This window comes from Streptomyces sp. ISL-99 (assembly GCF_018614005.1).
GTDB lineage: Bacteria > Actinomycetota > Actinomycetes > Streptomycetales > Streptomycetaceae > Streptomyces > Streptomyces flavidovirens.
The window spans coordinates 263,401-277,468 of sequence record NZ_JAGGPC010000012.1; the positions used below are offsets into that span (position 1 = coordinate 263,401).

Genomic DNA, 14,068 nt, shown 5'->3' on the forward strand with positions numbered 1-14,068 from the left:
GGACGAGCTGGATCTGCTGGACGGAGTTGATCCGCCCCACCTGGCCTACGGCTCACGGCGCCCTCTTGGGTGCTCACCCAACCTGCTGGGCCTCCCCCGACCTGGTGTCCTCACCTGGCCTGGAGTCCGCGTCCTGTGCCCGCCTGGAGGCATCGGCTGCCGGGCCGGATTCCATCCCGTCCGGCGTTTGAGGCCGGGCGGTGGAGTCGCTCTTGTCGCTGGGGGAGAGGGCGGGGCGGGGTGAGGGCAGCGTTCGCCGGGCATGCCCCAGCCGGGCCACACCCGTCACCCGAGCCGCACGTCCCGCTCCCGCCGCGCACGCCAGCAGACCGAGCAGTGCCAGCAGTGGGTACGGGGACGCCAGTGGCTGGTGCCACCACGGGAGTTGAAGGTCCAGCGCCCCCTTGTGCGGCACCAGCCACAGCGTGCGCGCCGTGAACACCACGGCCACCACTGCGGCCAGCCTCCCCCGCCCCTCCGCGGCGAGCACCGCGATCACCGGCACGCACCACACCCAGTGGTGCGACCAGCTGATCGGCGAAACCAGCAGCGCCGTCGCGGCGGTGACCAGCACGCCCCACGTCTCGCGGCCCCCCACGACCGCCGCCCGGCGCGCGGTCCACAGCCCCGCCGCCGCGACGAGCACCGCGGCCGCGAGCCACACCGGTCCGGGCGCGGGATCGTGCAGGACTCGCGCCAACAGCCCCTGCAGCGACTGGTTGTCGACGATCCACGCCCTGCCGACCCGCCCCGTCTCGAAGACCCGCCGGGTCCAGAAGTCGACGCTGGCATGCGGCAGTACGAGCGCGCCCAGCAGCACCGTGCCGGTCAGCGAGGCGAGCGCGGTGAGCCCGGCTCGTACACGGCCCGTCAGCAGCAGATAGACGATGAAGATCGCGGGCGTGAGCTTGACGCCCGCCGCGACACCGAGCGCGAAACCTTTGCCGATGGCGTCGTCCGTACGGGTCAGGTCCCACAGGACGAGACACGCGAGGGCCAGGTTGATCTGCCCGAAGAGGATCGTCTGGAAGACGGGTTCGAGCCACACTCCGAGTGCGGTGGCCGCGAGCACGAGTGCGGGTCCGGCTGGGAGCCGGGCGAAGCGGCAGGAGAGATGGACGAGGAGCGCGAGGAGCGCGGTGTTGCCGACGGCGAAGGCGACCTTGAGCGCGCCGATCGGCAGCCAGGTCGTCGGTACGAAGAGGATCGCGGCGAACGGCGGGTAGGTGGCGGGCAGTTGCCACTGGGTGACGGTGAACCCGTACAGGTCGGTGCCGTTGGCGACGGCCGCACCTTCCGCCCGGTAGACGAGGGTGTCGGCCATGGGGATGTGCTGGAGTACGCACAGCGTGGCCAGTGCGGCCAGCGATACGGCGAGCAGGATGCCGGCGGGCTTGCCGGCCAGTATGGCCGGTGATCGAGGGGTCACGCTCCGTTTCTCCACGGCCGCGACCCTAGTGGATCAGCCGACGGAGCTGTGGAGCCGCCCACTCAGCGGCGCTTTACGCCCGCCTCCTGCGCGTACTCCCCGAGGACGGCCACGCTGAACGCGGCGCCCACGAACACCTTGACGGCGCGCACCGCCCGGCCGATCCGGTGCGCGGAGTGGAGGGAGTGGAGGGAGTGGGCGGAGTGGACGGTGGCTCCGTCGGCGCGGCGATTCGGGTTGCCGTTGCGGTTGCGGTGGGTGGAGGGACCGGGGGCGAAGGCTGCTGAACTCATGTCTCCATGCTGGATTCCGGACATTTTGAGCACAACGGTCTGCGGGCTGAACTCCGCACCACCGGCCTCCTCCCGGGGGCTGACCCAACCCTTAGGGCCGGGCCGCATGGCCGCACCGCCTCCGGCGACGGAAAACCATTCGCCCGCCTCACACCCCCGCGACTACAATCCCCGGTCTTCCCGCCTCCCTCCGTGGAGCGCCGCCGCCCGGACGGAAACCGGCCGGTCCACGCCGTGATCCCACGTGTCCCCACGTGATCCCACGTGATCCCAAGTGATCTCCCCCGGAGGCAGCACCGTGCCCGCGCCCGACCCCGACACCGCCCACAGCGACGCCCTCGACCCCCTCGACCCCCTTGGCCGCGAGCGTGCCCACCTCACCGCCTCGCGCGCCGCGCTGCGCGCCATGCGCGAGGACGCGCAGGCCCTCGACATCCGCGACGTCACCGCGAACTGGGTGAACGCCGCCGTCCTCGGCGCCCAGATCGCGGAACGCATCAAGTCGCTCGCCGACCTCTCCCACACCCCGCTCTTCTTCGGCCGCCTCGACTACCTGCACGTCGTCGGCGCGGACCGGGCCGAAGGCGCGGAGGGCGAGCGCTTCTACATCGGCCGGCGGCACGTCCACGACGCCGACGGCGACCCCATGGTCATCGACTGGCGCGCGCCCGTCTCCCAGCCCTTCTACCGCGCCTCCAAGAAGGACCCGCTGGACGTCGGCCTGCGGCGCCGCTTCGGTTACACGGGCGGTGAACTCACGGCGTACGAGGACGAGCACCTCTCCGACCCCACCGAAGCCGCGCAGACCAGCAAGCTGCTCCAGGCGGAGATCGAGCGCCCGCGCGTCGGTCCGATGCGGGACATCGTGGCGACGATCCAGCCCGAGCAGGACGAGATCGTACGGTCCGGCCTGTCCGGCAGCGTCTGCGTCCAGGGCGGCCCGGGAACCGGAAAGACGGCTGTGGGCCTGCACCGCGTGGCGTACCTCCTCTACGCGCACCGCGACCGGCTGGCCAGGACCGGCACGCTGGTCATCGGCCCGAACAAGTCCTTCCTCCACTACATCGAGCAGGTCCTGCCCGCGCTGGGCGAGCTGGAGGTCAAGCAGGCGACGGTCGACGATCTGGTGGCGGTGCACGGCGAGGTACGGGGTACCGACGACGCGGACGCCGCCGTGATCAAGGGCGACGCGCGGATGGCGGAGGTACTGCGCCGGGCCCTGCGCTCGCACGTCACCGCCGTACCCACCGAGCCGGTGGTGGTGGTGCGGGGATCGCGGCGGTGGCGGGTCCCGGCATACGAACTGGAGGAGATGGTCGGCGAGTTGCTCAGCCGCGACATCCGGTACGGAGCGGCCCACGACGCGCTGCCGCAGCGCATCGCCCACGCGGTGCTCGTACGCATGGAGGAGGCGGGCGAGGCGCCCGACGACCGGGTGCAGGACGCGGTCGCCCGTAACCCGGCGGTGAAGGCGGCCGTCAAGGCGCTGTGGCTGGCGGTGGACCCGGCGAAGCTGGTGCTGCGGCTGCTCTCCGACGCGGATTTCCTGGCGGAGCACGCGGAGGGTGTGCTGTCGGCGGAGGAACAGAAGCGGATCCTGTGGGCGAAGCCGGCGCGGTCGGTGAAGTCGGCGAAGTGGTCGGCGGCGGATGTGGTGCTGCTGGACGAGGCGGCGGATCTGATCTCGCGTACGCACTCGCTCGGCCATGTCGTGCTCGACGAGGCGCAGGATCTGTCGCCGATGCAGTACCGGGCGGTGGGCCGCCGCTGCTCGACGGGTTCGGCGACGGTACTGGGCGACCTGGCGCAGGGTACGACGCCGTGGGCGACGGCGAGCTGGGCGCAGGCGCTGCGGCACCTGGGCAAGCCGGAAGCGGTGGTCGAGGAACTGACGGCGGGGTTCCGCGTGCCGCGCGACGTCATCGCGTACGCGTCGCGGCTGCTGCCGGCGATCTCGCCGGGGCTGGCGCCGGTGTCGTCGGTGCGGGAGAGCGCGGGGGCGCTGTCGGTGCGTCAGGTGGATGCGGACGCGCTGACCGGGGCGGTGGTGTCGGCGTGCGCCGAGGCGCTGCGCCACGAGGGCTCGACGGGCCTGATCGCGGCGGACGCGCGCGTCCCGGAACTGGCGGCGGCGCTGACGGCGGCGGGCCAGGCGTACCTCTCCCCCGGAGAGGAGACGACGGCGGAGTCGCGGCTGACGCTGGTGCCGGCGTCGCTGGCGAAGGGCCTGGAGTACGACTACGTGGTGCTGGACGAGCCGGCGGCGGTGGTGTCGGGCGAGCCGGACGAGCGGACCGGGTTGCGTCGGCTGTACGTGGCGCTGACCCGCGCGGTGTCGGGCCTGACGGTGGTGCACGCGGCCGCGCTGCCGTCGGCCCTGGCCTAGTGCCGCATCGGGCAACGTTTGCCCTGTCTGTGGTGAAGCACCACGCACCGTTCGGACGTTGCGCCAGATCGCAGCCATGGCCCCGGCGGAACGGGCGGCAGACGTCCCGCCACTGCCTTGACCGCTCCGATACACCAGCATTCCATCGGACGGCGTAGAGACGTCCGCCACTGCTCGCTGCCATACGCACGCGGACGTAGCGTCATCCACAGGTGGCCGACTTCGAACGTGAATCGAGGAAAACCGAGATGGCAGTGTTGGTACACAATCAGGGCGCGGACTGGAACCAAGAGCTTTACCAGGCGACCTTCGACCGGACGACCGACCGCACAAATCCGCCCGCCGGGCTCATTGCCCACTTCGGGGCGCCTGGCGAGGCGGGCGGTTGGCAGGTCATCGACGTATGGGAGTCGGAAGACGCGTGGCGACGCTTCATGGAAGAGGCGGTTTACCCTGCCGCACAGGAACTCGGAGCGCCGCCGTTCGACACGAAGATGGTCGAGATCTACAACTCCTTGATCCCGTAGCGGGGCCAGTGCCGTTCGAGCGGTCGGACCCTGTCCGCCTGTTGTTGGCAGGGCAAACGCTGCCTGATACGGCACTAGCCCCCGCGCAGCGGCCCGCACCGCACCGGCCTGCACCCGCACCCCCTACCCGTCCAGCGTCGCCCGCCACTGCCCTGTCGGCCAACGTATCCCTGGCCGAAGTCGCTGAGGCGTCGGTCCGGTCCCGTCAGGTCCGTGCCGGATTCCGTTCCTCCTTCAGGACGCCGTAGACGACAGAGTCGCGCCAGGCCCCGCGTACGAAGACGTGTCCGCGGATGCGCCCCTCCTCCGTCATGCCGGCAGCCAGGAGAGTCTTGGCGGAGGCTTCGTTCTTCGGGGCGCGGGCCGCCCAGACGCGGTGCAGGTCCAAGTCGTCGAAGGCGAGGTCGAGGAGTATGTGGGCGGCCTCAGTGCCATAGCCGTGACCCCAGGCGTCGGAACGCAGGGCGCCGCCGATGGTGGCGGCCTGCTGCTGGTGAGGGTCGAGGGCCAGGCGGGCGAAGCCGATCAGTGGCCCTGCTGGGCCTTCGGTGACGGCCAGGGCGTACTCCTCGCGCGGTGTGGCGGTCGCCACGGCGATGGAGCGGGCCACGAGGTCGGCTACCTGATTGCGAGTGCGGGGCTCGAAGGAGAGGTACTCGGTCACCTGATGGTTGCCGTAGATGGCGTGGATGGCGTCCACGTCGTCGTCGGTCAGTTCACGCAAGGCCAGGCGGGAGCGAGTGCGGACAACCGGATGCATGGGCGGGACCTCCCCAAGGGTTCAGCGGGACAGGGAAAGAGTGGGTCTGGAGAACATCTCGATCTCCTCGCACAGTTCGCGGGCGAGAGTCGCGTCGCGGCAGTCTGAGTGCAGGAGCGCGGTGCGGACACGGCTGGCGGAGAGGATGATTCCGGCGTTGCGCCGGTCGGCGGGCAGGTCGAGGACAGGGCGTACAGCGTTGGCCGCGCCGTCCAGGTCATCGGTGTAGAGGCGGGCCAAAGCGAGGTTGGCACGGGCTCCAGCGGCAGGCCCGAAGGACCAGTCGGCGCGCTCAGGATCATTGGAGTCATCGACAACCTCGGCGGCGCGACGTACGAGGGAGGCATCGCCGTGGCCGAGCATGACGTGGGCTTCGACGTCGTAGTAGTCCTGGCGGATGCGAGGAAAAGTGAGCAAGCCGCCGAGTTCGTCCAGATCGTCGGGGGCGGTGCGCTCGCGTAGGTCGGCGGCGCGGTGGACGGCTGCGGTGACAGTGTCGGAATCGCCGGTCAGCCCGGCGGAGCAGGCTTCGAGGCTCGCCAGCCAAATGGTGACCGTGCCTCGCTGGGCCGTTGCCGAAGCCGCGCCTTGCCGAGCGTAGTGCAGCGCGTCGGTGGGGCGGTCGGCCCAGTAGGAGATGAGGGACTGCAGGCCACGGACCCAGGCGCCCATGGCGGGGTGTTCGGCCTTGTCTGCGCATACGGCAGCGGTGCGGGCCTGCATCATCGCCGCGCTCGGGTCGCCCAGGTCGTGGCCGGCCTTGGCCAGCATCCCGGACGACAGCGCGGCGATCAGGTAGAGGTCGCGGAGCTGGGCGGGACGGGCCCGGCCGGATTCCAGGAGGCGGAAGGTCTCGTCCTGCACGCTGATCAGGTCGTCCAGAACGGTGCCGAGCGGCACCCTCACATAGGCGGCGGCCAGGCGCCTCACCTCGTCCTGGAGGAATCCCATGGTCTCCTCGCCGACCTGGCCTCGTTCTTCTCCCATGGCGAATGCCATCGCGCGCCGTGCTGCCATAGCTGCGTTTCTTCCCATCTCGTGCAGGCCCGCGCCGAACGCGGCGTCGGGTGGGGCGGTGTACGACATGCCGGGCCGACCGGATGCGGGCGCGGAGGGGAGCTGGTCGGGGGCCGGGGACCACAGCTCGTCGATGGTGTGGCCCAGGAGGTGGACCAGGACCCGCCGGGAGTCCGGATGCGGCCGGCCGGTGCCGTAGTACCAGCGCTCGAAGGTCGCCTCCGAGACCGTGAGCGTCGTGTACTTCGACAAGCCCTCCATCTGGGCCAGTTCCCCGGCGGCTGCCGTGAAGCGGGAGAGGAAGACGTCGAAGTCCCGCCACTCCCTGGTATCGAGCAGCACCCGCAACAGCGTGACCATCGCGCTCCCTCACCTGTCCGGCATGTCGTTTCCGACCGTAGCCCTACGTCGCCTTCAATTCCCTTCCCCAATAGCCCTGTTGGGAAAGGTGAGGTGTGGGTGAGGGGAAACCGATGCCGCACCTCACTCTGCGGACGGAACCCGAGGCCCGGATGCGGGTGGATCTGCTCCGCACGCGACCGCCACGCTCGGTGTTGTCCCTGCCGACGAACCGGCTACCGCGGCCTGAGCCGGCTCCTGAAGGTTCTCGGGCGGCCGCACGTCCGCCACGGAGAAGGAAAGTGACAGCCGACATGATCGAGGCCCGCACGGAAGCCGCCGCCCCTGTCTTCTGCGAATGGTCGATGGGCTACACCATGGTCGAGGGCTCGGTCGGCCTCGCCCGCATCCACACCCGCCGGCAACTGACCACATGGAACTGGACGGGCGACGTCCAGGACGCCGCGATCATCGTCAGTGAACTGGTCACCAACGCCGTCTGGCACGCACACAAACGCGGCCACGTCCTGGGGCTGCGCCTCGCCGTGCTGGAGGACCACACCCTGGTCATCGACGTCAGCGACCCCATCGCAGCCTTCCCCGGTTTCACCCACGCCGACCGCCCGGCAGCACCCAGCGATCAGGACGAACGCGGCCGGGGCCTGCTCGTCGCCCGCGCGCTCGGTGCGGAGGTGACCTGGTTCCTGCGCCGGCACATCGGCAAGACCGTCCGCGCCACCCTCACCGCCGCCCGCCCGACGACCTGACTGGCTGGCCGCAGGCCTGCGCACCCGGACCACCGCGCCGTCTCCACGACCGGCAACTCCCGACCTCCCATGGGGAATCGAATGACACAACCCACGCTCGCCAACGGCTGTGACCTGACCACCGCACGGATCGGCGTACTGTGCGGCGGCCACTCACCCGAGCGCCCCGGCTCCCTGGCCTCCGGAGAGGCCGCCGCCAAAGCCCTGGCCAACTCCGGCTACACCAGCGAGTTGTTCGACCTCGCCGAAACCCCGCTGGGCGAGTTGGCCGACCGGATCGACGTGGTGCTGCTGGGCCTGCATGGGCTGGGCGGCGAGGACGGCAAGATCCAAGGGCTGCTCGACACCCACCGCATCCCGTACACCGGGTCAGGCGTCATGGCCGGCCATCGGCATGCACAAACCGACTTTCAAGTCCCTGATCGCCGCCCGGCGCATCGACACCCCCGTCTGGACCGTCCTGCAGCCTTCCCTCTCCGTGGCACAGCAGTGCAGCGTGATCCGGTCCTCGCTGGGCAACTGGCCGGTCTTCGTGAAACCGGCCTCCGGCGGCGGCAGCGTGGAGGCATCCATCGCCCGCGATCACCAGGAACTCTCCCACCTGGTCGAGCGCGCCCACGTCGAGCAGCCGTACGCGCAGTACATGGCGGAGGAGTACATCCAGGGCATGCCCTGCACCGTCGGCGTGGTCGAGATCGACGGGCGGCTGACCACACTGCCCGTCCTGGGGGTGGAGACCGAGCGGCCGTTCTACGACTACGCCGCCAAACACGACGTGACGCTGCGCACCGAGCACTGTCCCGCGCCGCTGCCCGACTGGCAGCTCGACCAGATCCGCCAATGCGCCCTGAATGTGCACCGGGCCGTCGGCGCCCATGGCGTCTCCCGCGTGGACTTCATGGTCTGTGGGGATCGTGCCACTGTTCTGGAGATCAATACCCTGCCCGGCCTGTCCCAGCAGGGGAACCTCGCCACGATGGCCAAGGCCGCCGGCATCGCGTACCCGGATCTGATCGGCCACGTGTTACGGACCGCGTTCACCAAACCGTCCTACGTGCCGTAGCAGACTGTGGGGCCATGAACACCGGCTCCGCACCTGCCACCGTCCTCCACCCTGTGCCCTACCACTCCCAGTGGGCCTCACCCGAACTTGTGGCCGCAATCATCGCGGGCGCCCTGGACGCCGCAGAGGACCCGTTGTGGCCCAAGTACGGCGCCGAAACGCCCGAGGAGTACGCCTGGTGGTCCTGGCGCCTGTGCGGCATGGCCTGCCTGCGCATGTGCCTGGACCACTGGCAACAGACCGTGCCCACCGCCATGGACCTCGCCAAGGAGTGCGTCGAGGCCGGCGCCTACGTCCACCGCGCCGACGGCGGCCTGGACGGACTGATCTACGGACCGTTCGCCGCCTACGCCACCCGCCGCTGGGGGCTGGAAGCTGTCGTCCGGCCGGCCCTTCCCCAGCAGGAGATCCCCCAACTCCTCGCCTCCGGGCGGCTGGTCGTGCTCTCCGTTCATCCCTCCATCCGCACCCTGGCGCCCGAGCCGCCCCGCAAGGGCGGACATCTGGTCCTCGCCGTCGGCGCCACCCCCGAACACGTCCTCATCCACAACCCCTCCGGATTCCCCGACCGGTCTCAGCAGTTCGCCCCCGTTCCCTGGACCGACTTGGGCCGCTTCTACGCCGGACGCGGCGTCGTCCTCGGCCCCGGTGCGTAGAAGCCCCCTCCCCCTCCCCCTGCCTTTCTAGGAGAACCACCGCCGTGCTGCCGCTCACCCTCGCCGCCATCGCCGACATCACCGGTGGACGCCTCACCGACGTCCCCGACCCCACCGCCCAGGCCACCGCACCGCTCTCCTTCGACTCCCGCCAAGTTCAGCCCGGCGGCCTCTTCGCCTGCCTGAGCGGCACCCGGAGCGACGGCCACTCCCACGCTCCTGCCGCCCTCGCCCAAGGCGCCGTCGCCGCACTCGCCACCCGGCCCGTAGGCGTACCGGCTGTGATCGTCGGCGACGTGCTGACCGCGATGGCCGATCTCGCCCGCCACACCGCGACGCAACTCACGGCCACCACTGTCATCGCAATCACCGGTTCTGCGGGAAAGACCACGGCAAAGGACCTGCTCCTGCAGATCCTGCGGCGCACCGGCCCGACCGTGGCCACCGAGAGGTCCTTCAACAATGAGATCGGACTGCCCGCCACCGTCCTGCGCGCCACCGCCGACACCCGCCACCTCATCCTGGAGATGGGCGCACGGGGCAAGGGCCACATCGCCCATCTGTGCGCCATCGCCCCGCCGCGCATCAGCACGGTCCTGGGCATCGGTAGTGCCCACCTCGGTGAATTCGGCAGCCGCCAGGCCACTGCCGATGCCAAGGCCGAGATCCTCGACAACCTGCCCACCGCCGAGGCCGGAGGCATCGCCGTTCTCAACGCCGACGACGAGCTCGTACGCGCCATGACCACCCGTACCAGCGCCCGCGTCCTATGGTTCGGCCGACACCACACCGCCGATATCCATGCCCAGGACAGCACCCTCGACCACCAGGGCCGTGCCCGCTTCATCCTCCGCACCCCGGACGGAACCGCTCCCGTCCGCCTCCGGCTGCACGGCGAGCACAACATCACCAACGCCCTCGCCGCCGCTGCTCTCGCCCACGCCGCCGGAACGCCCCTGGACAGCATCGCGACCGCCCTGAACGTGGCCGAACCACTCAGCAGCGGACGCATGCAGATCCTGACCCGCCCCGACGGCGTCACCGTCATCAACGATGCCTACAACGCCAATCCCGACTCCATGACGGCGGCCCTCAACACGCTCTTCGCGCTTGCCGAACCGGGACACGCCGTCGCCGTCCTCGGCGAGATGCGGGAAATCGGCGACGAATCCGCACGCGACCACCGGGAGGTCGGCCGGACCGCCGCCCGGATCGGCCTCCGCCAGATCATCACGGTCGGCGGGCCAGACGCCTCCGCCATGGCCGAGGCCGCACAGGCGGGAGGCATCACCGCCACCCACGTCACCAACAAGGATCATGTACCCGCACTGATCAGCAAGATCCTGGCCCCCGGAGACCACGTCCTCGTCAAGGGCGCCAATGCCCTCGGCTTGGAGACCACAGCGCAGCAGATCCTCCGCCACCCCTCCGGCGTTTGAGAAGCGGGGTCTGGGGCAACGCCCCTCACGCGGCGGAGCCGCAAAGCGGCGGCACCGCGCCCGCACCCGCCCCCTACGCGTCCAGTGCGGTCCGCCAGGATCTCACCGCCGTCGCGGACACCGGCCCCGACCAGCCGCCCGGCCGCGCCGCACCGCCGATGTGGAACGCGTCGATACCGGCGGCCCGCAGGGCCGGAAGGTGGTCGAGGCGCAGACCGCCGCCGACCAGGAGCTGCGGCAGGTAGCCCGGCGCACCCCGCCTCCCGGCCGCCGCCTCCGCCACCAGCACCGGCAACCCCACGTCGACGCCCTCCGCCGCACCGGCGGTCAGGTACGTGTCCAGGCCGGGCAGCTCCGCGAGCCGCTTGCGCAGCGCGTCACGGTCCGCCGCCCGGTCGATCGCCCGGTGGAACGTCCACCGGCACCCCTCGATCTCCGCCACCACCCGCTCGACCGCGACCAGGTCGGGATTCCCGTCCGCGTCGAGGAAGCCGAGTACGAACTCGTCGGCCCCCTCCGCGAGCATCCCGCGCGCCGCGCGCACCAGCTCGTCGACGTCCCCGGCGAGGAACCCGTCCGCCAGCCTCAGCATCACGCGCAGCGGAATGTCCACGGCCGCGCGGATCCGTCCGAAGGTCTCGCGGGACGGGGTCAGGCCGTCCGCCGCCATGTCGGTGACCAGCTCAAGCCGGTCCGCCCCTCCGGACTGGGCGGCGATCGCGTCCTCCGCGTCGAGGGCGATCACCTCCAGGACTGCACGGTTGTTCATGGGACCCCATTCCTCGAAAAGCGGCGACTACAGGTCTAGTCCAATGTCCACCCTAGAGCCCCCACGCCGCCAGCGCATCAGGCGCTTGCGCGGGGCGGTGGCGAGGGGTATACATGGACCAGCCAGATACCCCCCAGGGGTATCCACCAGCCAGCCCAGCCGGCCCAGCACCCGAGGGGTACAAGTGACCACGACGCCCACCACCGGAGCCCCGACCTCCACCGGAGCCGAGGTCGAACTCGCCATCGGCGGCATGACCTGCGCCTCCTGCGCCGCCCGCATCGAGAAGAAGCTGAACCGGATGGACGGCGTCGAGGCCACCGTCAACTACGCCACCGAAAAGGCCAAGGTCACCTACCGGGGCGAGGACGTCTCCGTACACGACCTGATCGCGACGGTTGAGGCCACCGGTTACACGGCGAAGGAGCCGCCCCCGCCGCGCACGGAGCCGCAGACGGGCACGGCGGGGGCTGCGGCCGGTGGAGCCGAAGGCGCCGCCGGCGCCGAGGACGACGAGCTGCGGCCCCTTCGCCAGCGGCTGGCCGCCGCCACAGTCCTCGCCGTGCCGGTCATCGCGATGGCGATGGTCCCCGCCCTGCAGATCGAGTTCTGGCAGTGGCTGTCGCTGACGCTGACCGCCCCGGTCGTCACGTACGCCGCCTGGCCCTTCCACCGCGCCGCGTGGACCAACGCCAAGCACGGCGCGGCGACGATGGACACGCTGATCTCGGTCGGTACGTCCGCGGCGTTCCTGTGGTCGCTGTGGGCGCTGTTCTTCGGCACCGCCGGTACGCCCGGCATGACGCACGCCTTCGAGCTGACGATCTCGCGCAGCGACGGCGCGGGGAACATCTACCTGGAGGCGGCGGCCGGCGTCACCGCGTTCATCCTGGCCGGTCGTTACTTCGAGGCCCGCTCCAAGCGCAAGGCGGGCGCCGCCCTGAAGGCGCTGCTCGAACTGGGCGCCAAGAGCGTCACCGTACTGCGGGACGGCGGACGCGAGGAGACCGTCCCCACTGCCGAACTGGCCGTCGGGGACCGCTTCCTGGTCCGCCCGGGCGAGAAGATCGCCACCGACGGCACCGTCGTCGAAGGCACCTCGGCAGTCGACGCCGCCATGCTCACCGGGGAGTCGGTCCCGGTCGAGGTGGCGCCCGGCGACACCGTCACCGGCGCGACCCTCAACGCCGGCGGGCGCCTGGTCGTCGAGGCCACCCGGGTCGGCGCCGACACCCAGCTCGCCCGCATGGCCAAGCTCGTGGAGGACGCCCAGAACGGCAAGGCGGCGGCCCAGCGGCTCGCCGACAAGATCTCCGCCGTGTTCGTCCCCGTCGTCATCGCCCTCGCGCTCGGCACGCTCGGCTTCTGGCTCGGCAACGGCTCCGGCCTGACCGCCGCGTTCACCGCCGCCGTAGCCGTACTGATCATCGCCTGCCCCTGCGCGCTCGGACTGGCCACCCCGACCGCCCTCATGGTCGGCACCGGCCGCGGCGCCCAGCTCGGCATCCTGATCAAGGGCCCCGAAGTACTGGAGACCACCCGCAAGGTCGACACGATCGTCCTCGACAAGACCGGCACCGTCACCACCGGCAGGATGACCCTCCTCGCCGTCCACACCGCCCCCACCACCACCGAGACCGAGGTACTGCGCCTGGCGGGCGCCCTGGAGCACGCCTCCGAGCACCCGATCGCCCAGGCCGTGGCGGCCGGCGCCGCCGAGCGGACCGGCGGCGCCCTGCCCGTCCCCGAGGACTTCGCGAACGTACCGGGCCTCGGCGTCCAGGGCGTCGTCGAGGGCCACGCGGTCCTGGTCGGGCGCGGCAGGCTGCTCGCCGAGTGGGCGATGACCCTGCCCGTCGAACTCGAACGCGCCAAGGCCGCCGCCGAAGCGGCGGGCCGTACCGCGATCGCGGTGGCCTGGGACGGCGAGGCCCGCGCGGTCCTGGAGGTCGCCGACGCGGTCAAGGACACCAGCCCGCAAGCGATCCGCCGGCTGCGCGCCCTCGGCCTGACCCCGATCCTGCTGACCGGCGACAACCAGGCCGTCGCCGAAACGGTCGCCCGCGAAGTGGGCATCGACGAGGTCATCGCGGAGGTCATGCCGGAGGACAAGGTCGACGTCATCAAGAGGCTCCAGGCCGAGGGGCGCAGCGTGGCCATGGTCGGTGACGGCGTCAACGACGCCGCCGCGCTCGCCCAGGCCGACCTCGGTCTTGCCATGGGAACCGGAACCGACGCCGCCATCGAAGCCGGCGACCTCACCCTCGTACGGGGCGACCTCCTCGCCGCGGCCGACGCCATCCGCCTCTCCCGCAAGACGCTCGGCACCATCAAGTCCAACCTCTTCTGGGCCTTCGCGTACAACGTCGCCGCCCTCCCCCTGGCCGCGTCCGGCCTCCTCAACCCGATGATCGCCGGAGCCGCCATGGCCTTCTCGTCCGTCTTCGTCGTCGGCAACTCCCTGCGCCTGCGCGGCTTCAAGGCCGCGACCAACTGAGGGGCAACGGTGACCGGTTACGCACAGACCAGAGCCGCCAATGCCGTGGCCCTGCTCGACGAACGACGAACACCTCAACTGCTACGTCACAAAGGCAGCGTGCGGTGTGAGAACCCGGCCCACGGC

12 protein-coding genes and 1 pseudogene are annotated in these 14,068 nt (G+C 70.9%); 8 read left to right on the forward strand and 5 right to left on the reverse strand.

Annotated features, from left to right (window positions below; all coding sequences use genetic code 11):
• Nucleotides 1-73: 73 nt before the first annotated feature.
• Nucleotides 74-1,429: a glycosyltransferase 87 family protein gene (locus J7E91_RS08200; protein WP_374224649.1), complete on the reverse strand. Its 1,356-nt coding sequence runs from the start codon at nucleotides 1,427-1,429 to the stop codon at nucleotides 74-76.
• 62 nt (nucleotides 1,430-1,491) lie between these two features.
• Nucleotides 1,492-1,722 carry a hypothetical protein gene (locus J7E91_RS08205; RefSeq protein WP_251015317.1) on the reverse strand — a complete coding sequence of 77 codons (231 nt, stop codon included), beginning with the start codon at nucleotides 1,720-1,722 and terminating at the stop codon, nucleotides 1,492-1,494.
• Between the two features lie 298 nt (nucleotides 1,723-2,020).
• Between J7E91_RS08205 and J7E91_RS08210 the strand changes: the two genes are divergently transcribed.
• Together J7E91_RS08210 and J7E91_RS08215 are read left to right on the forward strand one after the other, a co-directional pair.
• The gene (locus tag J7E91_RS08210) at nucleotides 2,021-4,108 is read left to right on the forward strand and encodes an ATP-binding domain-containing protein (RefSeq protein WP_308376189.1); all 2,088 of its coding nucleotides are present in this window, start codon (nucleotides 2,021-2,023) and stop codon (nucleotides 4,106-4,108) included.
• 212 nt (nucleotides 4,109-4,320) lie between these two features.
• Entirely contained in the window at nucleotides 4,321-4,635 is a 315-nt protein-coding gene (locus tag J7E91_RS08215) for a hypothetical protein (protein ID WP_236711728.1), read from the forward strand.
• Between the two features lie 205 nt (nucleotides 4,636-4,840).
• Here J7E91_RS08215 and J7E91_RS08220 read toward each other — a convergent pair whose 3' ends face one another.
• Together J7E91_RS08220 and J7E91_RS08225 are read right to left on the reverse strand one after the other, a co-directional pair.
• On the reverse strand, nucleotides 4,841-5,395 hold the full coding sequence (locus J7E91_RS08220) for a GNAT family N-acetyltransferase (RefSeq protein ID WP_214900318.1): 555 nt from the start codon (nucleotides 5,393-5,395) through the stop codon (nucleotides 4,841-4,843).
• Nucleotides 5,396-5,416: 21 nt separating this feature from the next.
• Nucleotides 5,417-6,772 carry a hypothetical protein gene (locus tag J7E91_RS08225; protein ID WP_214900319.1) on the reverse strand — a complete coding sequence of 452 codons (1,356 nt, stop codon included), beginning with the start codon at nucleotides 6,770-6,772 and terminating at the stop codon, nucleotides 5,417-5,419.
• A 281-nt stretch (nucleotides 6,773-7,053) separates the two neighbouring features.
• Between J7E91_RS08225 and J7E91_RS08230 the strand changes: the two genes are divergently transcribed.
• The 5 genes and pseudogenes from J7E91_RS08230 (at nucleotide 7,054) to murF (ending at nucleotide 10,676) form a co-directional block, all read left to right on the forward strand.
• Complete coding sequence (locus J7E91_RS08230) at nucleotides 7,054-7,518, forward strand: ATP-binding protein (protein ID WP_308376191.1); 465 nt, start codon at nucleotides 7,054-7,056, stop codon at nucleotides 7,516-7,518.
• An 81-nt stretch (nucleotides 7,519-7,599) separates the two neighbouring features.
• Nucleotides 7,600-7,839: pseudogene (locus J7E91_RS35790) on the forward strand (D-alanine--D-alanine ligase); the annotation flags it as partial.
• A gap of 73 nt (nucleotides 7,840-7,912) precedes the next feature.
• Nucleotides 7,913-8,581, forward strand: coding sequence for an ATP-grasp domain-containing protein (locus J7E91_RS08235; RefSeq protein ID WP_251015318.1), 669 nt, complete (start codon nucleotides 7,913-7,915; stop codon nucleotides 8,579-8,581).
• Nucleotides 8,582-8,595: 14 nt separating this feature from the next.
• Nucleotides 8,596-9,237 carry a C39 family peptidase gene (locus J7E91_RS08240; protein ID WP_214900321.1) on the forward strand — a complete coding sequence of 214 codons (642 nt, stop codon included), beginning with the start codon at nucleotides 8,596-8,598 and terminating at the stop codon, nucleotides 9,235-9,237.
• A 44-nt stretch (nucleotides 9,238-9,281) separates the two neighbouring features.
• On the forward strand, nucleotides 9,282-10,676 hold the full coding sequence (murF, locus tag J7E91_RS08245) for a UDP-N-acetylmuramoyl-tripeptide--D-alanyl-D-alanine ligase (protein WP_214900323.1): 1,395 nt from the start codon (nucleotides 9,282-9,284) through the stop codon (nucleotides 10,674-10,676).
• A gap of 73 nt (nucleotides 10,677-10,749) precedes the next feature.
• Here the strand turns inward: murF and J7E91_RS08250 are convergent, their stop codons facing one another.
• Nucleotides 10,750-11,445 carry a copper homeostasis protein CutC gene (locus tag J7E91_RS08250; RefSeq protein ID WP_214900324.1) on the reverse strand — a complete coding sequence of 232 codons (696 nt, stop codon included), beginning with the start codon at nucleotides 11,443-11,445 and terminating at the stop codon, nucleotides 10,750-10,752.
• A gap of 253 nt (nucleotides 11,446-11,698) precedes the next feature.
• Here J7E91_RS08250 and J7E91_RS08255 point away from each other — a divergent pair, with 253 nt between their 5' ends.
• Nucleotides 11,699-13,942 carry a heavy metal translocating P-type ATPase gene (locus tag J7E91_RS08255; RefSeq protein ID WP_214900464.1) on the forward strand — a complete coding sequence of 748 codons (2,244 nt, stop codon included), beginning with the start codon at nucleotides 11,699-11,701 and terminating at the stop codon, nucleotides 13,940-13,942.
• The last annotated feature ends 126 nt before the right edge of the window (nucleotides 13,943-14,068 follow it).

Excerpts from the sequence above, each read along its gene's own strand:
- J7E91_RS08205 (WP_251015317.1), bottom strand. The coding sequence starts at position 1,722 with ATGAGTTCAGCAGCCTTCGCCCCCGGTCCCTCCACCCACCGCAACCGC.
- J7E91_RS08220 (WP_214900318.1), bottom strand. The coding sequence starts at position 5,395 with ATGCATCCGGTTGTCCGCACTCGCTCCCGCCTGGCCTTGCGTGAACTG.
- J7E91_RS08225 (WP_214900319.1), bottom strand. The coding sequence starts at position 6,772 with ATGGTCACGCTGTTGCGGGTGCTGCTCGATACCAGGGAGTGGCGGGAC.
- J7E91_RS08235 (WP_251015318.1), top strand. The coding sequence starts at position 7,913 with ATGCACAAACCGACTTTCAAGTCCCTGATCGCCGCCCGGCGCATCGAC.
- J7E91_RS08240 (WP_214900321.1), top strand. The coding sequence starts at position 8,596 with ATGAACACCGGCTCCGCACCTGCCACCGTCCTCCACCCTGTGCCCTAC.
- J7E91_RS08250 (WP_214900324.1), bottom strand. The coding sequence starts at position 11,445 with ATGAACAACCGTGCAGTCCTGGAGGTGATCGCCCTCGACGCGGAGGAC.
- J7E91_RS08255 (WP_214900464.1), top strand. The coding sequence starts at position 11,699 with ATGACCTGCGCCTCCTGCGCCGCCCGCATCGAGAAGAAGCTGAACCGG.